The organism is Paenisporosarcina sp. FSL H8-0542 (assembly GCF_038632915.1).
Taxonomy (GTDB): Bacteria; Bacillota; Bacilli; order Bacillales_A; family Planococcaceae; genus Paenisporosarcina.
This window is the reverse complement of record NZ_CP152050.1, coordinates 2,608,126-2,628,493: the sequence shown is the minus strand read 5'-3', so window position 1 is coordinate 2,628,493 and position 20,368 is coordinate 2,608,126. Positions and strand designations below refer to the sequence as shown.

Annotated in this window: 17 protein-coding genes, 1 pseudogene and 1 other annotated feature; of the genes and pseudogenes, 13 read left to right on the top strand and 5 right to left on the bottom strand. The window is 39.1% G+C overall.

Annotated elements, in window-relative coordinates; all coding sequences use genetic code 11:
• Window positions 1–10 precede the first annotated feature (10 nt).
• Together MHH33_RS13520 and MHH33_RS13515 are read right to left on the bottom strand one after the other, a co-directional pair.
• The gene (locus tag MHH33_RS13520) at window positions 11–865 is read right to left on the bottom strand and encodes a DegV family protein (protein WP_016428033.1); all 855 of its coding nucleotides are present in this window, start codon (window positions 863–865) and stop codon (window positions 11–13) included.
• A gap of 25 nt (window positions 866–890) precedes the next feature.
• The gene (locus tag MHH33_RS13515; protein WP_016428032.1) at window positions 891–1,697 is read right to left on the bottom strand and encodes a Cof-type HAD-IIB family hydrolase; all 807 of its coding nucleotides are present in this window, start codon (window positions 1,695–1,697) and stop codon (window positions 891–893) included.
• 137 nt (window positions 1,698–1,834) lie between these two features.
• Between MHH33_RS13515 and MHH33_RS13510 the strand changes: the two genes are divergently transcribed.
• From MHH33_RS13510 to MHH33_RS13500, 3 genes are all read left to right on the top strand, one after another.
• Window positions 1,835–2,608, top strand: coding sequence for a prolyl oligopeptidase family serine peptidase (locus MHH33_RS13510; RefSeq protein ID WP_342542012.1), 774 nt, complete (start codon window positions 1,835–1,837; stop codon window positions 2,606–2,608).
• 50 nt (window positions 2,609–2,658) lie between these two features.
• The gene (locus tag MHH33_RS13505; protein WP_016428030.1) at window positions 2,659–2,967 is read left to right on the top strand and encodes a metal-sulfur cluster assembly factor; all 309 of its coding nucleotides are present in this window, start codon (window positions 2,659–2,661) and stop codon (window positions 2,965–2,967) included.
• A gap of 339 nt (window positions 2,968–3,306) precedes the next feature.
• Window positions 3,307–5,418 (top strand): AAA family ATPase, encoded by a 2,112-nt coding sequence (locus tag MHH33_RS13500; protein WP_016428029.1) that lies wholly within the window; start codon window positions 3,307–3,309, stop codon window positions 5,416–5,418.
• Window positions 5,419–5,475: 57 nt separating this feature from the next.
• Here MHH33_RS13500 and MHH33_RS13495 read toward each other — a convergent pair whose 3' ends face one another.
• Window positions 5,476–5,664 (bottom strand): YjzD family protein, encoded by a 189-nt coding sequence (locus MHH33_RS13495; protein WP_016428028.1) that lies wholly within the window; start codon window positions 5,662–5,664, stop codon window positions 5,476–5,478.
• 190 nt (window positions 5,665–5,854) lie between these two features.
• Here MHH33_RS13495 and MHH33_RS13490 point away from each other — a divergent pair, with 190 nt between their 5' ends.
• From MHH33_RS13490 to opp4A, 7 genes and pseudogenes are all read left to right on the top strand, one after another.
• On the top strand, window positions 5,855–6,790 hold the full coding sequence (locus tag MHH33_RS13490) for a beta-ketoacyl-ACP synthase III (RefSeq protein WP_342542011.1): 936 nt from the start codon (window positions 5,855–5,857) through the stop codon (window positions 6,788–6,790).
• A gap of 108 nt (window positions 6,791–6,898) precedes the next feature.
• Complete coding sequence (gene fabF / locus MHH33_RS13485) at window positions 6,899–8,140, top strand: beta-ketoacyl-ACP synthase II (protein ID WP_016428026.1); 1,242 nt, start codon at window positions 6,899–6,901, stop codon at window positions 8,138–8,140.
• Window positions 8,141–8,584: 444 nt separating this feature from the next.
• A complete protein-coding gene (locus tag MHH33_RS13480) occupies window positions 8,585–9,604 on the top strand; it encodes an ABC transporter ATP-binding protein (RefSeq protein WP_016428025.1) in 1,020 nt (339 codons plus the stop codon).
• The gene (locus tag MHH33_RS13475) at window positions 9,591–10,517 is read left to right on the top strand and encodes an ATP-binding cassette domain-containing protein (RefSeq protein WP_342542010.1); all 927 of its coding nucleotides are present in this window, start codon (window positions 9,591–9,593) and stop codon (window positions 10,515–10,517) included. Before MHH33_RS13480 ends, MHH33_RS13475 begins: the two co-directional genes overlap by 14 nt.
• A 12-nt stretch (window positions 10,518–10,529) precedes the next feature.
• A complete protein-coding gene (gene opp4B / locus MHH33_RS13470) occupies window positions 10,530–11,495 on the top strand; it encodes an oligopeptide ABC transporter permease (RefSeq protein WP_016428023.1) in 966 nt (321 codons plus the stop codon).
• Between the two features lie 105 nt (window positions 11,496–11,600).
• Window positions 11,601–12,437, top strand: a pseudogene (locus MHH33_RS13465) (ABC transporter permease); the annotation flags it as partial.
• Window positions 12,438–12,453: 16 nt separating this feature from the next.
• Window positions 12,454–14,241, top strand: coding sequence for an oligopeptide ABC transporter substrate-binding protein (gene opp4A, locus MHH33_RS13460; RefSeq protein WP_342542009.1), 1,788 nt, complete (start codon window positions 12,454–12,456; stop codon window positions 14,239–14,241).
• Between the two features lie 360 nt (window positions 14,242–14,601).
• Here opp4A and trpS read toward each other — a convergent pair whose 3' ends face one another.
• The gene (gene trpS / locus MHH33_RS13455; protein ID WP_342542007.1) at window positions 14,602–15,588 is read right to left on the bottom strand and encodes a tryptophan--tRNA ligase; all 987 of its coding nucleotides are present in this window, start codon (window positions 15,586–15,588) and stop codon (window positions 14,602–14,604) included.
• Window positions 15,589–15,633: 45 nt separating this feature from the next.
• Window positions 15,634–15,856: a binding site (T-box leader), on the bottom strand.
• Between the two features lie 54 nt (window positions 15,857–15,910).
• Entirely contained in the window at window positions 15,911–16,258 is a 348-nt protein-coding gene (locus MHH33_RS13450) for a DUF3899 domain-containing protein (protein WP_016428019.1), read from the bottom strand.
• Between the two features lie 243 nt (window positions 16,259–16,501).
• Between MHH33_RS13450 and MHH33_RS13445 the strand changes: the two genes are divergently transcribed.
• From MHH33_RS13445 to opp3C, 3 genes are all read left to right on the top strand, one after another.
• Window positions 16,502–18,217 (top strand): peptide ABC transporter substrate-binding protein, encoded by a 1,716-nt coding sequence (locus MHH33_RS13445; RefSeq protein ID WP_016428018.1) that lies wholly within the window; start codon window positions 16,502–16,504, stop codon window positions 18,215–18,217.
• Window positions 18,218–18,414: 197 nt separating this feature from the next.
• Window positions 18,415–19,347, top strand: coding sequence for an oligopeptide ABC transporter permease (opp3b, locus tag MHH33_RS13440; RefSeq protein ID WP_016428017.1), 933 nt, complete (start codon window positions 18,415–18,417; stop codon window positions 19,345–19,347).
• The gene (opp3C, locus tag MHH33_RS13435) at window positions 19,347–20,366 is read left to right on the top strand and encodes an oligopeptide ABC transporter permease (protein ID WP_016428016.1); all 1,020 of its coding nucleotides are present in this window, start codon (window positions 19,347–19,349) and stop codon (window positions 20,364–20,366) included. Before opp3b ends, opp3C begins: the two co-directional genes overlap by 1 nt.
• Window positions 20,367–20,368: the final 2 nt, after the last annotated feature.

Sequence of the window (20,368 nt, the reverse complement as noted above, 5' to 3'; positions counted from 1 at the left end):
GCTCCGTTTCTTATGGCTGTATCTGATTTGAAAAGAACAAAGCTAATGCACCAGGACCAGTATGTGCACCTATCGCAGATCCGATAATATGAATTTCTACATGTTTTGGATGGAATGTTTCTTCAACCATTGCCTTCATTTCCATTGCAAATGCTTCATCGTCAGCATGACTGATTGCAATAGTTTGTTCATGTAAACGCTCACCGCGTTCTTCCATGAGTTCAATGATCCGTTTCATTACTTTTTTGCGTCCTCTTAATTTTTCAATCGGTACAAGCTTGCCGTTTTCCACGTGAAGAAGAGGTTTGATGTTTAATAATCCTCCAATAATAGCACTGGTCTTGGACACGCGTCCGCCTCGAGCCATATAATCTAAATCTTCAACTGTAAACAAATGTTCCATATGTAGTGCTTTAAAACGGATTATTTCGACAATACGTTCCATAGGTTCTCCAGATTTCATCAATCGGACGGCTTCCTTTATAAGCAAGCCATAACCAAGTGAAGCACATCGCGAATCAACGATTGTTAATTTAAGATCAGGATAGTCTTCCTTTACCTGTTCCCGAATCATAACTGCGGTATTATGTGTTCCTGAAAGTTCTGAAGAAAAGGCAATATACAAGCCTTCTTCTCCGGACTTCGCAAGTTCTTCAAAAAACGACAAAAATTGTTCTGGTGAAGCTTGTGAAGTTTTTGGTTGTTTCCCTTGACGAATTTCCGCGTAAACTTGTGTCGAATCGATTGTCATGACATCCAAGTATTCGGCATCATCAATATGTACACGTAATGGAATCAACGTGACCGGATTTGTTTCATAAAAAGATTTCGGTAAATCGCAAGCACTGTCTGCAAATATTCTCATTTGTATCCTCCTGAATCAACTATTTCTATAATTTTAAACGTTCTTGTAAGAAATCCGCAATCCCATCGTCATTATTTGAAGTTGTTACTTCATTTGCAATGTTTTTGAGTTTCGCAATGGCATTGCCCATAGCAACGCCGGTTCCAGCATATTCAATCATCTCTAAATCATTGTCTTCGTCACCAAATGCAATAATGCGTTCCTTTGGAATATTCAAGTGTTTCGATACATGCGAAATACCTACAGCTTTATTTAGGCCGCTGCGTACAATTTCAATTACATGCCATGGCGCGCCCCATCTTCTGTGATCAATCACTTCTGCATGTACATCATGTAAGTGTTGACGGATGGCAGGAACTTCATGTTCTTCTGCATGAATAAGCAAACTGGTAGGGTCGGTCTTTAAATAATTTCGTATATCACCTGTTGTTACTTGTGGTTTTCCGAAGCTGAAAATGTCGAGCAGTTTCTCATCATGATAGTGCAAGTAAACATCATCCATAACTTCGGCAATAATGTTATGAAATTTATAATCATGAATGGCATCAATCACTTCGTTTACGACTTTCAAATTAATGGGTTCATGAATCGGATTCCATGTATGGTCAGTGGGATGATGGACAAAGGCACCATTAAAATTGACAATGGGTGTTTGCATTTTTAACTGGTGGTAGTAAACTTCACTGGCACGATAAGGTCGTCCAGTCGCGATCATTATTTCATGACCTTTTTCTTTTGCTTTAAATAACGTATGTAAAGTCTTTTCAGAAATGACTTTTTCATCTGTTAATAATGTTCCATCAAGATCCAAAACGATTAAATGAGGTTGCATGTTAAATGACTCCTTTCCTATTAGAGTAAAGTGTATCGTCATGGACATCCATTAGTCAAAAAAATCCAACTTCATTTTTGAAGTTTTTGATTTGTTTTGCTACGATAACAAGTATTAGATACAAAGGAAGTGGAAAAGTGAACGTTGAAAATGAGCGGTGGGGACATATTCCACTATTGCATGTATACAAAGAATCCCTACGGGAACAACAGGTACCAGTCGTGATTTTTCTTCATGGCTTCACAAGTGCTAAAGAACACAACTTACATTATGCCTATCAATTGGCCGAGAAAGGCTTTCGAGTGTTACTGCCTGATGCCCATTTGCATGGGGAGAGACAAGAAAATCTTGATGAAATTCAATTGTCACTGCGCTTCTGGGAAATAATTTTAACATCTATTGAAGAAGTAGCTATGTTAAGAGAACAATTAATTGAACGAAACTTAATAATGGACCATACAAAAATAGGGCTAGCTGGGACATCAATGGGAGGCATTGAAACATTAGGGTGCCTGAATGTTTATCCGTGGATAGACACGGCTGCCGTGATGATGGGTTCTCCTGGATATGTCCATTTGGCGAAGGCACAAATGGCTCAGTATGAAGCACGTGGCTTTAAATTACCGATTACTGACGTGGAGCGTATGCAGATGTTTGATACGTTAAGAAAATTCGATCTTACTTTAAACCCGAGTGCATTGAATGGCCGGCCAGTATTTTTCTGGCATGGGGTTCAAGATAATGTGGTTCCTTATGAACCTACCTTTAACTTTTTCAATGCGTTGAAAAAATCATATGTGCATGATCCTGAACGTTTCCAGTTTATGACGGATAAATCTGCGGGTCATGCCGTTTCAAGAAAAGGGATGCTGGAATCAACCAGCTTCATTGCACACTATTTGTCTCAGTAAGCTGCATTTGTTATGATGAATATATACGTTAGTTAGAGAGGGGTATGAACATGGATCAAGATATGCGCGACAGCATGATGGGTGCACTCGAAAATGTTATTGACCCAGAACTTGGTATTGATATTGTAAACCTTGGACTTGTTTATGATGTGGATTTATCAGAAGATGGATTTGCAGTTGTGACTATGACATTAACTTCACTTGGATGCCCAATGGGCCCAATGATTGTTGACCAAGTAAAAACTGCATTATACGAATTACCGGAAGTTAAAGAAGTCGATGTCAATATTGTGTGGACTCCAGGTTGGTCAAAAGACAATATGTCCCGCTACGCAAAAATGGCACTCGGTGTCAGATAAGATATTCTATTAATCCACTCACAGTTAAGTGAGTGGATTTTTTATGCCATTATTATAGAAAGTTGTGGATATTGAATTGAAAACAAGAGAGTACATTTGCGCCTAGCAAGCCGCAAGAGCGTGAAGTATCAGACCCTTCGCAAATGTACGATAAACCACTGTAAAGGTTAACATAGTATTTTAATTTCAAATGAATGCTTCCCCAACTAAACAACGAAATTCACCAAACAAACATTATGCACCACAAAAATCCTATGCACATTTCTTTACAATATTCCTCCCAGCATCCTATAATAAAATCAATTAGTCAAAAAAGGTCAAACAAGGAGTGGCGCGAATATGCAACAGCAACAAGAACAGAAAAGACCACTAGAACTGTATGGTCGCAATTTAGTAGAACAGGCTCGTAATGGAAAAATGGATCCCGTTATTGGGCGAGATCAGGAAATCAGACACGTCATTCGTATTCTTTCCAGAAAAACTAAAAACAATCCGGTGCTGATAGGGGAACCGGGTGTTGGTAAAACAGCGATAGTTGAGGGATTGGCACAGCGAATCGTACGGAAGGATGTTCCTGAAGGATTGAAGGAACGTGATATTTATGAACTGGATATGGGTTCATTGATTGCAGGTGCTAAATACCGCGGTGAGTTTGAAGAACGATTAAAAGCGGTGTTAAAAGAAGTTAAAGATAGTGAAGGACGCATTATTCTTTTCATTGATGAGATTCACACCATTGTCGGTGCTGGAAAAACAGAAGGTGCGATGGATGCGGGCAATATGCTTAAACCTATGTTGGCACGTGGAGAATTGCATTGTATCGGAGCAACAACGCTTGATGAGTACCGTATGTATATCGAAAAGGACCCTGCACTGGAGCGACGTTTCCAACAAGTTTTGGTACGGGAACCTTCTGTTGAAGATACCGTGTCGATTTTACGTGGATTAAAAGAACGTTTTGAATTGCATCATGCTGTACGGATACATGACCGGGCGATTGTTGCAGCAGCACAATTGTCTGACCGTTATTTAACGGAACGATTTTTGCCGGATAAAGCAATTGATTTAGTGGATGAAGCATGTGCGATGATCCGAACAGAAATTGATTCCATGCCTCAGGAACTGGATGAAGTGACAAGAAGAATGATGCAATTGGAAATAGAAGAACAAGCATTGATGAAGGAAAAAGATCAGGCAAGTCAACAACGTTTATCTAAACTACGACAGGAACTCGATGAATTGAAAACGTCCACCGAGTCTATGCGTAATCAATGGTCCAAAGAGAAAGAATCCCTTCAGTACATTCAAAAGAAACGTGAGTTAATGGATGGTTACCGACGAGATCTGGAACTGGCGGAAAATAGCTATGACTTAAATAAAGCAGCCGAGCTTCGTCATGGCAAAATACCAACGCTCGAAAAAGAAATCGCTGAACTTGAGTCTGCGCTTGAATCAACTTCTGAAAATCGTTTATTGCGCGAAGAAGTGACTTCGGAGGAAATTGCTTCTATCGTTTCTCGTTGGACAGGAATACCCGTGATGAAATTAGTTGAAGGAGAAAGAGATAAGCTTCTTAGATTGAAGGAAACATTACAGGAACGTGTAGTGGGGCAGGATCAGGCTGTCCAATTTGTAACGGAAGCCGTTTGGCGTGCACGTGCGGGTATTAAAGATCCTACAAAACCAATTGGTTCATTTTTATTCCTGGGGCCAACCGGTGTAGGAAAAACAGAGCTTGCCAAGGCATTAGCTGCCAATTTATTTGATTCCGAAGATCATTTCATCCGCATTGATATGTCCGAATATATGGAGAAACACAGCGTATCACGTCTTGTAGGAGCTCCTCCAGGATATATCGGCTATGAAGAAGGTGGGCAACTGACAGAAATGGTAAGACGTAATCCATATTCGGTCGTTTTGCTCGATGAAATAGAAAAAGCACATCCTGATGTCGCTAATATCTTACTCCAGCTTTTGGATGATGGAAGGATTACGGACAGTCAGGGGCGGGTCGTCAACTTCGCAAATACTGTAGTGATTCTGACTTCAAATATTGGATCACAATATTTGTTGGAGGATAGCGACCAAGCGGAATCTTTGGTGATGACTGCACTTCGAACACATTTTAAACCAGAATTATTGAACCGAATGGATGAAATTGTTTTGTTCCATTCATTAAAAGGTTCTCACTTCACGTCAATTACGGAGAAGTATTTGGCGCAATTAGCAAATCGGTTGAAAGAGCAGGAAATCACAATTACTTTCACCCAGCCATTGATTGATTGGGTGGTTAGTGAGGGAACGGATGCAGCGTTTGGGGCACGCCCATTGCGTCGCTTTATTCAGCGACACGTTGAAACAGCTGTAGCAAAAGTTCTCCTTGGTGGGAACTTAACTCCCGGAAGCAATGTTGAAGTATCCCTTGAAAATGGAGAAGTTATAATCAATTAATAAAAAACGGTATCTCTGAAGTGGAAGCTTCGGAGATACCGTTTTTGTTTTGTTGAATTAGTGGTGCTCGTGTGTTGCTGGCTCATTAGGAATAATTGCAGAAATCAAGAAGATAAGTGCTGCAAACCCAAGTGAGATGATAGCACCCAAGTTAAAGTCGAATGGCACTGCTGCCACTGAACTTACTACATAGTTCAGCATTGTAACAAGTAGAAATGACCAAATTAATGTAATGACAAATTTCATGTTGTTTCACCTCTGGACAGACTATTTACTTCTACCATCATAGCATATGAGCCGAATGTGACAAAGAATCTTTTATAGAACCTTCTCTAAGTTTGGCAAATTCGTGACGATGAGTTGAAATTTCATGCTTAATTCGTTATTATTATTACCAGGTACTAATAGAAGATAATAATTGAAATGAGGGTGTCATATGAGTGTGGGGATTATCGGCTTAGGAAGATATGTGCCAGAACGTGTTGTTACAAACTTTGATTTGGAAAAACAAATGGATACTACCGATGAATGGATTCGTACTCGTACTGGTATAGAAGAGAGAAGATATGCGGACGATGATGTTAATACTTCAGATATGGCTTTCGAAGCAGCTAAACAAGCGATAGAAGAGTCAGGGATCGAAGCTCATCAAATTGGCTTGATTTTGGTTGCTACGGTTACGCCTGATATGCCTTTTCCAACTGTTGCGACGATGATTCAGGAGAAACTCGGTGCAAAGAATGCAGCGGCAATGGACATTTCGGCGGCATGTGCAGGTTTTATGTACGGAGTGATTACAGCCAAACAATTTGTTGAGACGGGTGTCTATCCGTATGTTCTAGTTGTGGGCGTTGAAAAACTATCAAAAATTACGAACTTTGAAGACCGCAATACCGCTGTCTTATTTGGAGACGGTGCCGGAGCGGCCATCATTGGTCAGGTTTCGGAAGGCAGAGGTATTCTATCATTTGAACTTGGTGCAGACGGCTCCGGAGGAAAACACTTATTCCAAAACGGTCCCTTCCTTGAAATGAATGGTCGGGAAGTATATAAATTTGCTGTCCGTCAAATGGGGGAATCAGCTGAAAATGTCATTGTCAAAGCTGGACTGACAAAAGATGAAGTCGATTTCTTGGTGCCTCATCAAGCGAATATTCGAATTATGGAAGCTTCAAGACAGCGATTAGAATTACCTGTAGAGAAAATGTCCAAAACAATTAATCAATACGGTAATACATCTGCTGCATCTATACCAATCTCATTAAAAGAAGATATTTTAGTGGGTAGAGTGAAAGACGATGATGTAGTGGTTCTTGTTGGATTTGGCGGCGGTTTAACATGGGGGGCCATTTGCTTAAAATGGGGAAGATAGAGTTATTTTGATGGAGTGTCAGTTGGGTTACGATTGTCACCCAGTCAAGTAATGCAATGTTAAACAGTTAATATAAAAATCAATTTTCACATGAAGGGAGAAAAAATCATGACAAAACGTCGTGTTGTAATAACGGGAGTAGGAGCGGTTTCACCGCTTGGAAATGATATTGAAACAACTTGGGCGGGGATTAAAGAAGGCAGATCGGGCATTGGACCAATGACTCGCGTCAACCCGGACGATTTTCCTGCAAAAGTTGCAGCAGAGGTTAAAGACTTTGATATCGAAACATATATCGAGCGTAAAGAAGCAAGAAAAATGGACCGCTTTACACATTTTGCACTGGCAGCATCCATTATGGCGATGAAAGATGCAAATTTGGAATTAACACCTGAACTGGGTCTTCGCACAGGCGTATGGATTGGGTCTGGAATTGGTGGAATGGAAACATATGAAGCACAGTTCCGTACATTTCTAGACAGAGGCTATCGTCGAGTAAGTCCGTTTTTCGTCCCGATGATGATTCCGGACATGGCAGCGGGTCAAGTATCGATTCATTTCGGTGCAAAAGCAATGAATTCTTGTACCGTGACAGCTTGTGCATCAGGCACTAACTCAATCGGTGATGCATTTAAAGTGATTCAACGTGGAGAGGCTGATGTAATGATTTCTGGTGGAGCAGAAGCACCGATAACAAATATGTCAGTTGCAGGTTTCTGTTCGAATACTGCTCTTACTCTTAACCAAGATTCTAAGACCGCTTCACGTCCATTTGATGCAAACCGTGATGGATTTGTAATTGGAGAAGGCTCGGGTATTGTTATTTTGGAAGAGTATGAACACGCCATTGCACGTGGTGCGAAAATTTATGCAGAAATTATCGGCTACGGTTCAACTGGTGATGCACATCATATCACAGCACCAGCTCCTGAGGGTGAAGGCGCTGCCCGTGCAATGCAACAAGCACTTACGGATGCTGGAATCTCTCCTTCTGATGTCGACTATATCAATGCACATGGTACGAGTACACCTTACAACGACCAATTTGAAACAATGGCAGTTAAATCAGTATTTGGTGAACATGCTTACAAACTTGCTATGAGTTCAACAAAATCAATGACAGGACATTTGCTTGGAGCAGCTGGCGGAATTGAAGCGATATTTACTTCGCTTGCAATACATGATAGTATTTTGCCTCCAACGATGAACTTGGAAAATCCTGATCCGATTTGTGATCTTGATTATGTGGCAAACGCCTCACGTGAAAAAGAAATCGAGTATGCAATGAGTAATTCACTTGGTTTTGGTGGACATAACGCGTCACTTTTATTCAAAAAAGTTCGTAATTAAACAGTTAAAGTCTCAGTAGCATGTAAGTGCTATTGAGACTTTTTTTGTTAGTTTTATCCATTAGATAATGTCGGACGATGTCGAAATATTAGGGAGACGAAAACAATTTCAATGGTTACTTAGTAGAAAAACTTTATATGCATATCAAATGAACGAATTAAATATTATTTACTGCAATATATTAAAATTCTCAATAAAAAGGCTATAGATATCAATTCAACTAAAATTATAACTATATTAAAATAACTAAATTTAATAATAATGATTATTTAATTTACGTGTCATTCATACTTTAAACACAGTATGAGTAAATTTAATATAAAAATAATTGTTGTAACATTTGGAAAGATATTGTATATTTTTAAAAAGTGTTCGACTTTTCTGATAAAACGAACTAATACATACTATTCAGCTAAGATAAACCAACATGTGGGAGGCGTTAATTTGAGTAATCCTGTGTTAAATATTCGCAATCTTTCAACATCTTTTAAGATTAAAGAGCAGTATTATGCAGCGGTTGATGATGTCACGTTGACTGTAAATGAAAACGAAGTACTAGCGATTGTTGGTGAGTCGGGATGTGGGAAAAGCGCATTAGCTCTTTCCATTATGGGGCTTCACACAAAAAAGCGAACAAAATTAGATGGTGAAGTTAATTATAATAATCAAAACTTATTGCGTTTAAACGATGCGAATTTGAACAAAATCCGCGGGAATGATATTGGTATGATTTTTCAAGATCCTTTGACAGCTCTGAATCCATTAGTGCGCATCGGGAAACAAATTGAAGAGTCCATGAAGTATCATACGAAACTTCCAGGGAGTCAGCGTAAAAAAAAGGCGCATGAGTTACTTGGGAAAGTGGGCATTCCAAACGTAGAACGCGTTTATACACAATATCCTCATGAATTATCAGGTGGAATGAGACAACGTGTTGTCATAGCGATTGCACTTGCTTGCGAGCCGAAGCTATTGATAGCGGATGAACCAACAACCGCATTAGATGTAACAATTCAGGCACAAATTATGGATTTGATGAAAACACTACAGGAAGATACAAAGGCCGGCATTATCCTAATTACACATGACTTGGGAGTCGTAGCCGAAATGGCAGACCGAGTAGCAGTTATGTATGCGGGTCAAATTGTTGAAGTGGCAGCTGTGGATACAATCCTGTCGAATCCGCTTCATCCATACACACGCTCTTTATTGAATTCAATCCCAAGTAATTTTTCAAACAAAGGTCGTTTGCACGTAATTGATGGGGTTGTCCCATCGATTCAAAATCTGAAGAGAACTGGTTGTCGTTTTGCTCCTCGAATCGAATGGATTGGTGAGGAAGAACATCAAGAGAATCCCGTTTTGGAAGAAGTAGAACCGAATCACTGGGTGCGTTGCTCATGCTATCGTAATTTCTACTTCCCAGAAGGGAAAACAGGAGAAAAACACTATGTCCTTACTTAAAGTGAACGATTTAAAAATACATTATCCAATTCGCGGTGGGGTTTTTAAAACCGTAAAAGATCATGTTCGTGCAGTCGACGGTGTCAGTTTTGAGCTTCAAGCAGGTGAAACATACGGTCTTGTAGGTGAATCTGGTTGTGGGAAAACGACTACCGGACGAACAATCATTGGATTGAATAAAGCCACTTCGGGTGAAATTTTATTTGATGGAACAGATTTGACTAAGCTGTCAAAAAGTGATCGCCGCAAATATACGAAAGACATTCAAATGATTTTCCAGGATCCTTATTCATCACTGAATTCAAGGAAGCGTGTACTTGATATTGTTGCAGAACCGATTCGTAACTTCGAACGGTTATCACCAGATGAAGAGCGCAAACGCGTACAGTTTGTCATTGAACGAGTGGGGTTGAACCCAGAAGCTATTTATAAATATCCGCATGAGTTTTCAGGTGGACAGCGTCAACGTATAGGGATTGCCAGAGCTTTAATGTTAAATCCGAAATTAATTATTGCAGATGAACCGGTGTCGGCATTGGATGTTTCGGTACAAGCTCAGGTTTTGAACTTCATGCAGGACATCCAAAAAGAATTTAACCTTACGTACTTATTCATCAGTCACGATCTTGGCATTATTCGTCATATGTGCGATCGAATGGGAATTATGTATCGCGGTCAATTTGTTGAAGAAGGGACAAGCGAAGAAATTTACAACAATCCACAACATATATATACAAAACGTTTGATTGCGGCTATTCCAGAAATGGAAACAGGACATCGCAAAGAAAAGACGTTGATTCGCCAACAAATTGCGGAAGAGTACAGACAAACTAGAGATCAATTTTTCGATCAAGATGGCCGTTCTTACGGTTTAAAGAAAATTACAGACACGCACTCAGTTGCGATGCAATAGGAGGACATAACAATGTTAAAGTTTATTTTTCGCCGGACATTGATTATGATTCCTCAAATATTCATACTCAGTGTTTTAATCTTTCTTTTAGCAAAAGCAATGCCTGGGGACGCATTGACTGGAAAACTCGGTGCAGGGGATGTTGATCCGGAACGAATTGTGGAACTGCGTGAAAAAGCTGGCCTTAATGATCCATGGCATGTTCAATATACCCGATGGATTGGTAATGCCGTCCAAGGTGATTTTGGTAAATCAGCGGTCTACCAACAAAAGGTAACAAACTTGATCGGTGACCGAGTGGGTAATACCCTCTTGTTATCCGCAAGTATTTTAATTGTCAGTTACTTAATTGCCATTCCACTCGGAATTATAGCCGGTAGGTGGACAGATTCGTGGGCGGACAAAATTATTGTCTGGTATAACTATTTGTCGTTTGCCACACCATTATTCGTATTTGCCTTAATCTTATTGTTTATCTTTGGCTTTGTACTCCAGTGGTTCCCAATAGGTGGTTCGGTCGACATTAGGGCTGATAAAGGAACTTTCGAATATGTCTTAAGTAAGGCAGAGCATTTAGTGTTACCAACAATGGCTGGTGCATTACTCGCTACATTCGGTACAATCCAGTACTTAAGAAATGAAATCATTGATACAAAAATTAAAGACTTCGTCAAAACTGCACGTGCAAAAGGTGTACCAGAACGTAAAGTTTATACGCAGCACATATTACGCAACTCATTATTACCGATTGCTGCTTTTCTAGGCTATGAAATTACTGGATTAATAGGCGGCTCCATATTCTTAGAATCAATCTTCAGTTACCCAGGATTGGGCCAACTCTTTTTATCATCAATCAGTTCACGAGATTTTAGTGTCGTAACAATCCTAGTATTAATATCAGGTATTGCTGCAATTGTCGGCACCATGCTATCCGATATTATTCTAAGCTGGGTGGACCCAAGAATTCGCATCGATTGAGGATACTAGATTGGAGAGAGAAAAATGACAGTAAATATGGGAAATGAAACGCCCGTAACGGGTGCAATGAAATCTAAAAGTACGCACACTTCATTAGCCAAAACGATGTGGCGTGAAATTAAACATGATAAGATGGCGCTTTTTTCACTTATCTTATTGAGCGGTATTTTGTTGACGGTGTATATAGGATCGTATTTTCTTGACTTAGAGGAAATCAGAAGAATTGATGTTTTTAACATTTATGCTGAACCTTCTGCTGCCAATTGGCTTGGTACAGATTATGGCGGACGTGATGTTTTTGGCACGTTAATCATTGGAGCAAAGAATTCCATTACCATCGGAGTGGTCATCACGTTAATTTCGGCAATAATCGGATTAACGGTAGGATTGATTGCCGGTTACTTCGGGGGTGCTGTAGATAATATTATTATGCGTTTCATCGATTTCATCATCATCCTACCTTTCTTGATGATTATTATCGTATTGATAACAGTTGTACCTGTGTTCAACGTCTATACGTTCATCGCGATCCTGTCTCTATTCTTATGGACAGGTAAAGCGCGATTAATCAGATCCAAGACACTTGCTGAACGCGAACTGGATTACGTAAATGCTTCAAAAACTCTTGGAACACCAAACTGGAAAATTATGATGTTTGAAGTGTTACCAAATTTGAGCTCTATTATTATCGTAAACATGACGTTAACGTTAGCGGGTAATATTGGAATTGAAACTGGATTAACTTATCTCGGATTCGGTTTACCTGAAAGTGTTCCTTCACTAGGAACATTAGTAGCGTACGCCAGTAATCCAGAAGTCATCGAAAATAGATGGTGGGTTTGGTTACCTGCATCATTACTGATATTAGTAATCATGCTGTGTATAAATTTCATCGGTCAAGCGTTGAAACGTGCGGCTGATGCAAGACAAAGATTGACATAAAAAGGGAGGAAGAAAAATGAAGAAAAGTTCACTGTTGTTACTTTGTTTGATGCTTGTACTAAGCGCCTTTTTAGCAGCTTGTACTGGTAAAGACAAAGGTAGCGAGAAAGATCCAGAGAAAGATAATGAAGAAGCAGGGGAAGATGAAAACAAAATTGATTTAGCTTTCCCGACAAAAGTTTCTGCTGAAGGTGAAGCAGTTAAAGATGGTTCATTAAACTATGGTTTGATTTCAGATACACCATTTGAAGGTACTTTGAACTATGTATTCTATTCAGGTAACCCTGATTCTGAAGTTCTTCAATTCTTTGATGAAAGCTTACTTGCAATTAATGGTGACTACGAAATTACAAATGACGGTCCTGCTACATTTGAAATATCAGAAGACAAAAAATCTATTACTGTAAAAATCAAAGACAATGTAAACTGGCATGATGGTGAGCCAGTTAAAGCAGACGACTTATTATATGCTTATGAATTACTTGGTCATCCAGACTATACTGAAGCTCGTTACTCAGGTTTAGTTCCTATGGTAGTTGGTATGGAAGAATACCATACTGGTAAAGCTAAAACGATTTCTGGTATCGAAGTAAAAGACGAAAAAACAATTAAAATCACTTTCACGCAAGCTAGTCCTTCTTTAACAACTGGATTCTGGGCTTACCCAGTACCACGTCACTACTTGGGTGACATGACAATTGCAGAAATACTTGAATCTGACAAGATTCGTACAACTCCAATTGGTTACGGACCTTTCAAAGTTAAGAAAATCATTCCAGGTGAATCTGTTGAATTCGAACGCAACGAAGATTACTGGAGAGGCGTTCCTGCGCTTAAATCTATCGTACTTAAAGTTGTAAGCCCAAGTGTTGCTGTTAAAGCAATGCAAAATGGCGACCTTGATATTGCAAGCTTACCTGCTGACCAATATTTATCAGCAAAAGAACTTCAAAATACTGAATTACTTGGTCAAATTGACTTAGCTTATTCTTACATTGGTTTCAACCTTGGTAAATGGGATGCTAAAAAAGGCGAAAACATTATGGGCAACCCGAAATTAGAAAACAAACAATTACGTCAAGCAATGGCTGTAGCTCTTAACAACAAGCCAGTTGGCGAAAAAATGTACCATGGTTTACGTTTCCCGGCTACTACATTAATTCCACCATCTTTCCCTAGTTACCATGATTTCGATGCAAAAGCTATCGAGTACAACCCAGAGAAAGCAAAAGAATTGTTAGCTGAAGCTGGCTACAAAGATACAAATGATGATGGTTTTGTTGAAGATCCTGAAGGTAAAGAATTCAAATTAAACTTTGCATCAATGTCAGGTTCTGATGTAGCTGAGCCATTAGCTCAACACTACATTCAAAACTGGGCTGATGTAGGTATTAAAGTTGAATTGTTAGAAGGCAAATTACACGAGTTCAACTCATTCTACGAGCGCGTGGAAGCAAATGATCCAAAAATTGATATCTTTGCTGCAGCATGGGGTACAGGATCAGACGTGGATCCAGAAGGATTATACGGTCGTAAAGCATTGTTCAACTACACTCGTTGGACAAACGAAAAAAATGACGAGTTACTTGCAAAGGGTATATCTGAAGATGCATTCGATGTTGAATACCGTCAAGGCGTCTACAAAGAATGGCAAGCACTTATGAACGAAGAGCTTCCTGTAATTCCTACATTGTTCCGTTACAGCATAACATCTACTAACAAGCGAGTTCTTAACTATGATATCGCTGCTGGAATGACTTTCTGGGATGAAGTTGCAATATCTGCTAACGCACCAGTAAAATAATGAAAATTAAAACGACTCATCTTGAAAATGATGAGTCGTTTTTTTTTGTTAAATATTAACGGCAATTGGAACAAGTAAGAGTAAAGTTGGAAAAGTGCTGATTTGAGGCCTTCTTGTAAAAAGAAGCAAGCTTTCAGACTGACATGTACAAACACTTCATATAGTAGTGAAAAAGGGTGCTAATATTGATCAAATGGTTAATGTTCTTAATCAGCTACATTTGCATTGTCATAAGCCTTATGCAGATTTTATTGTATTTAAATTATCTTTCACTGGGATACACATGGAAAAGTGTCTGGACATTTATATTCCAGACACCCGATTTCTTCATATTTGCTTGTTCGTTTGTTCTTATGACGTTTATCGTTTTCTACCCAAGCCCATCGCGTTCTCCATTTTTTTGAGTGTTTTAGAAGCTGCAGCCTGTGCTCTTTGCGCACCATCATCCAAGATACCATCTAACTCATCCGAATTTAACAGCGCTTCGTAGCGTTCCTGAATAGGTGTAATGTGATCAATAATAGCATTCGCAACAGAAGCTTTGAAATCACCGTATCCAACACCAGCATATTTTTCAACCAATGCTTCGATTGTTTCACCGGTCAACGCAGCTTCAATCGTCAACAGATTGGAAACGCCCGGTTTTTTCTCTACATCAAAAGCAACAATGCCTTCTGAATCAGTTACTGCGCTTTTGACCTTTTTCTCAATTTCTTTTGGTGTATCCAATAGAGAAATCGTCGATTTTTTATTTGGATCAGATTTACTCATCTTTTTCAAAGGATCCTGTAGAGCCTTGATACGTGCTCCATTTTTAGGTAAGCGAATATCTGGAATCGTCAAAACGTCATTATATCTTTTGTTGAAACGCTCAGCCAGATCACGTGTTAATTCCACATGTTGCTTTTGATCATCACCTACAGGCACGATATCGGTCTGATAAAGCAGGATATCTGCTGCCATAAGTGGTGGATAAGTGAGAAGAGAGGCAGATACGCCGTCTTTCCCCGAAGACTTATCTTTAAACTGAGTCATGCGCTCAAGTTCACCGATATAAGAGATACATTGCATCATCCATCCCGCCTGAGCATGTGCAGGAACTTCCGACTGGATGAATAGAATGGCTTTCTTTGGATCGATACCGACTGCCAAATAGAGCGCTGCAAGTGATCGGATATTTTTACGAAGTTCTAGTCGATCTTGTGCAACCGTAATTGCGTGCTGATCCACGATACAAAAAATACATTCATACTCGTCTTGCAAGGTAGTGAATTGACGGAAAGCACCGATGTAATTACCGAGTGTGACCGTTCCTGTTGGCTGTACGCCTGAAAAAATTTTCTTCATGTGGTTTCCTCCTTAAAAATAAAAAAAACACATCACTCTCCCTCAAAAAGGGACGAATGATGTGTGAATCCGTGGTACCACCCAGATTGCCAAAAAATCTTGGCCTCTTTAACTTCGTAACGTGAAGGTACGTGATGAACTACACCGAAATCCGGTTCGTAAACCATGCTCAGAAGTCCATTCCTAATGATGGGAAGATCTGTTTTCACCAAATACAGATTCTCTGGACAACCCATTCAAAAGTACTATTCTTCGTCTTTGCATTTATCATGTATTTTGATTGTCATTATAATATAGAAGAAACTCCAAAATCAAGTACAAATTATGCTAAATAATAAATCATCAGTGCAATCAACATTGCGAGTAAAATGGACCCACCTAACTGGAAAAAAGGTTTTGTCTGGAAATCCAGCAACTCCGAAGGGGCACGCATTGACTCCGTATCCACTAAACTTCTTTTCGATGAGAAAACTTTTCTGAAGCTCATAGTAAAAATATCGAAAAATCCATTTGACACAACATAGACCAATAACCCAATAAAAGTGATCGTTCCTCCGACAAAAAACGACATGTTTATATAAGAGGTAAGTGTCACTTCTTTAATAATGAGTAACATCAATGCAATGATAAGTAACTGAGAAGCAATAAACCAATTAATCAACTTTTTCATAAAAACACCTCAATCCTTCTCATATTGTAGAAGAATTGACGGAAAAAATCAAAATTTCGCTAAACGAATTAATAATTCGCAATTCTCGAAAAACCTTAGACTACCAACGGTTCTGTTATGTTCTTGTAATCTTTCTGTTACATAAGTGTAAAAAATATTCAAAAAAAGACTGTACAGATTTTTTTGAATATGTATAATTAACATTGTAACAATTTTTCAGAATATTTAAGGAGGTCATTTTAAGTGAAGAAAAGTAAATTAGTTTGGCTATTAAGTCTTATGCTAGTACTTAGTATGTTCTTAGCTGCTTGTGGTAAAGATGAAGAAAAACCTTCAACTGAACCAGCAACTGAAGGAGACGGCGATACAGGTACAGAAGAACCAGCTGAAGGTGCTTTAGATGCGGAGCAAATCCTTAATCTAAACCACGTCGCTGAGATTCCATCATTGGATTCTTCAATCGTTGAAGACCAAGTTGGTTTCGATATGTTAGGTAACGTAAACGAAGGTCTTATGCGTTTGGATCAAGAAAATGTTCCTGTTCCAGCTATGGCTGCTGAGGAACCAACAATTTCTGAAGATGGTTTAACATACACGTTCAAGTTACGTGATGCTAAATGGTCTGACGGTTCTGCTGTTACTGCTAACGACTTCGAGTATGCATGGAAACGTGCAATTGACCCAGCAACTGGTTCACCATACGGTCCTTACATGATGGCTGGCGTTATCAAAAACGCAACTGCTATCGGTGAGAAAAAAGCTGAAGTTGCTGACCTTGGAGTTAAAGCTCTAGATGAGAAAACTCTTGAAGTTACTCTTGAGCGTCCAGTTCCTTACTTTATCTCATTGATGTCATTCGGAACATTCTTCCCGCTGAAAGAAGAATTCGTTAAGGCACAAGGCGATAAATATGCAACAAATTCTGAAACAATTCTTTACAACGGTCCATTCACTATGACTGATTGGGATGGCACTGGTTTAACTTGGAAACTTAAGAAAAACGAACAATATTGGGATGCAGAAACTGTAAAACTTACTCAAATCAACTTCGACGTTGTTAAAGAAGTAGCTACTGCAGTTAACCTTTACACAACTGGCGAAAAAGATCGTACTGGTCTTTCTGGTGAGTATGCTATGCAATATGCTAACGATGAAAATCTATTAAAAGAATTAGAGCCAACTGTGTTCTACTTCAAATATAACCAAGAACGTAACGGTAAGAAAACACCACTTGCTAACGTAAACATTCGTGAAGCACTTGCTAAAGCATTCAACAAAGAAGATTTAGCAAATGTAGTATTAGCTAACGGATCTCTTCCAGCTAACTACTTAGTACCACAAGAATTCACTTTCACTGCTGAAGGTGCTGACTTCCGCGAAGTAAATGGCGACATGGCTACTTACAATGTTGAAGAAGCTAAAGCCGCATGGGAAAAAGGTTTATCTGAGCTAGGTGTTACTGAATTATCTCTTGAAATTCTAGGTGGAGACTCTGACCTTTCTAAGAAAATGGATGAGTACTTCAAATCTCAATTAGAGACTAACCTTGAAGGTTTAAAAATCACACTTAAAGAAGTACCATTCAACGTTCGTTTAGAACTTGATGAAAAACAAGATTATGATATCCAAGTTTCTGGTTGGGGCCCTGACTATCAAGATCCTATGACTTTCGTAGACTTGTTCGTAACAGGTTCTTCTCATAACTTAATGTCTTACTCTAACCCTGAGTTTGACAAGTTGATTGAATCAGCTAAAGGTGAACTTGCACTTGATGCAGAAGGTCGTTGGGAAGCAATGGCTCAAGCTGAGAAAATGTTAGTTCAAGAAGATTATGCAATTGGACCGATCTACCAACGCGGAACAATGGCATTAGTACAACCTTATGTTAAAGGTATTGTTTCTCACCCATTCGGTGGAGACTACTCATACAAATGGGCGTACATCTCAGGTAAAGAGTAATCTTTAACTAAGAAAAAAAATCTCATAGAGAGAGAGTATATGGTATCCAATAGGGCCATATACTCTCTTTTTAAATGAGAGTGAATTAATTAAAAATTTACTATTTTCAAATATTAATTTGACATTAACTAGTTTCATCTGTTTATATAGAAAAGTAGAATTTAAATTCTGCTCGTATTCACTTAGGAGGTGCAAAAATGGCTAAGTATATCGCAAGACGTGTTTTTTATATGTTCATTACTCTTTTCCTGATTGCGACAGCAACATTTTTCTTAATGAAAACGCTACCAGGTTCCCCTATTGCATCCGCTTCGAAACTTACCCCTGACCAGCTAGCGGTAGTAGAGGCGAAATATGGTTTAAATGAACCACTACCAGTTCAGTATGGTAAATACATGCTAAATTTAGCACAAGGTGACTTAGGTAACTCATTCCAGTTTAAAGGTGCGAGCGTAACAGATTTAATTCTCAATCGCTTAGGACCATCTTTCTTACTAGGTGCACAAGGTATGATTTTAGGAGTTTTCATCGGTATTATCCTTGGGATGATTGCCGCATTACGACAAAATACGATTTGGGATTACGGTAGTACATTAATTGCTATTATCGGTATTTCTATCCCATCATTCGTTTTTGCAACAACTCTTCAATATTGGTTCGGCGTACAATTAGGCTGGTTCCCAGTAGCTCTTTGGAAAGACGGCTGGATGTCCAGTGTTATGCCTTCCATTGCATTAGCAATGGGACCACTTGCAATTGCTTCACGTTTCATCCGTACAGAAATGATCGAAGTCTTAAGCTCAGATTATATTACTCTAGCACGCTCTAAAGGTGCCAGTGGATTTGAAGTAGCATTTAAGCATGCTTTCCGTAATGCTTTGATTCCTTTGGTAACGGTTTTAGGACCAGTTGCTGCTGGATTACTTACAGGTTCACTTGTTATCGAGCAAATATTTGCGATTCCAGGTATCGGTGAGCAATTTGTAAAAGCGATTATGATCAATGACTATTCAATTATTATGGGAACAACGTTGTTCTTCTCTGTATTCTTGATTTTCATTATCTTAGTTGTCGATGTTCTTTATGGAGTAATCGACCCACGTATCCGTTTATCAGGAGGTAATAATTAATGACACAAAATCTAGATAAATTACCTGCTGGTTCTTTTAACCGTATTACAATAGATAGCAGTGCAGCAGAACGTATTACTAAACCAAGTTTAAGCTTCTGGCAAGATGCATGGTTACGCATTCGTAAAAACAAAGCGGCCATCGTTAGTATTGTCATTTTGTTTTTGATTATAATCATGTCATTTGTAGGGCCAATGATAAGTCCGCATGATGCAGAGACACAAACTCTTACTCATGCAAACTTACCACCGAAAGTTCCAGGTTTTGAAAACATCGGTATTTGGGATGGAACAGGGAATTTGGCAGGTAAAGAAGTAGATTTGTATGAACTGAAAAATGTAGACGAATACTACTGGTTCGGTACTGATGGATTAGGACGTGATATGTTCTCACGTGTATGGGAAGGTACTCAAATCTCATTATTCATTGCATTCATTGCAGCTTTAATAGATATGGTCATCGGCGTTCTTTATGGAGGTATTTCTGCATATTATGGTGGACGAGTAGATGATATCATGCAACGTGTCGTTGAAATCTTATACGGAATTCCAAACCTTGTCGTGGTTATCTTAATGATTCTCGTCATGGATCCAGGTATCATGGCCATTATTATCGCCATTACAATTACTGGATGGATCGGGATGTCACGTGTTGTACGTGGACAAGTTCTTAAATATAAAAACCAGGAATTCGTATTGGCTTCACGTACTTTAGGAGCAAGCAACAACCGCATCATTTCTAAACACTTACTTCCTAACATTCTAGGAATTATTATTATCAACACAATGTTCACAATTCCAGGTGCAATCTTCTTCGAGGCTTTCTTGAGCTTTATCGGTCTTGGGTTACAACCACCAGCTGCATCACTTGGAACATTGATTAACGATGGCTATAAACTAATCAAATTCCAACCGCATATTTTGATGTTCCCGTCAATTGTCTTGAGTTTATTGATGGTGGCATTTAACTTACTCGGAGATGGATTACGTGATGCACTTGATCCGAAAATGAAAGATTAAGA

Bases quoted from the DNA above. Each gene is read 5' to 3' on its own strand.
- MHH33_RS13520 (WP_016428033.1), bottom strand. From the start codon at position 865: ATGAGAATATTTGCAGACAGTGCTTGCGATTTACCGAAATCTTTTTAT.
- MHH33_RS13515 (WP_016428032.1), bottom strand. From the start codon at position 1,697: ATGCAACCTCATTTAATCGTTTTGGATCTTGATGGAACATTATTAACA.
- MHH33_RS13505 (WP_016428030.1), top strand. From the start codon at position 2,659: ATGGATCAAGATATGCGCGACAGCATGATGGGTGCACTCGAAAATGTT.
- MHH33_RS13500 (WP_016428029.1), top strand. From the start codon at position 3,307: ATGCAACAGCAACAAGAACAGAAAAGACCACTAGAACTGTATGGTCGC.
- MHH33_RS13495 (WP_016428028.1), bottom strand. From the start codon at position 5,664: ATGAAATTTGTCATTACATTAATTTGGTCATTTCTACTTGTTACAATG.
- MHH33_RS13490 (WP_342542011.1), top strand. From the start codon at position 5,855: ATGAGTGTGGGGATTATCGGCTTAGGAAGATATGTGCCAGAACGTGTT.
- fabF (WP_016428026.1), top strand. From the start codon at position 6,899: ATGACAAAACGTCGTGTTGTAATAACGGGAGTAGGAGCGGTTTCACCG.
- MHH33_RS13475 (WP_342542010.1), top strand. From the start codon at position 9,591: ATGTCCTTACTTAAAGTGAACGATTTAAAAATACATTATCCAATTCGC.
- opp4B (WP_016428023.1), top strand. From the start codon at position 10,530: ATGTTAAAGTTTATTTTTCGCCGGACATTGATTATGATTCCTCAAATA.
- opp4A (WP_342542009.1), top strand. From the start codon at position 12,454: ATGAAGAAAAGTTCACTGTTGTTACTTTGTTTGATGCTTGTACTAAGC.
- trpS (WP_342542007.1), bottom strand. From the start codon at position 15,588: ATGAAGAAAATTTTTTCAGGCGTACAGCCAACAGGAACGGTCACACTC.
- MHH33_RS13450 (WP_016428019.1), bottom strand. From the start codon at position 16,258: ATGAAAAAGTTGATTAATTGGTTTATTGCTTCTCAGTTACTTATCATT.
- opp3b (WP_016428017.1), top strand. From the start codon at position 18,415: ATGGCTAAGTATATCGCAAGACGTGTTTTTTATATGTTCATTACTCTT.
- opp3C (WP_016428016.1), top strand. From the start codon at position 19,347: ATGACACAAAATCTAGATAAATTACCTGCTGGTTCTTTTAACCGTATT.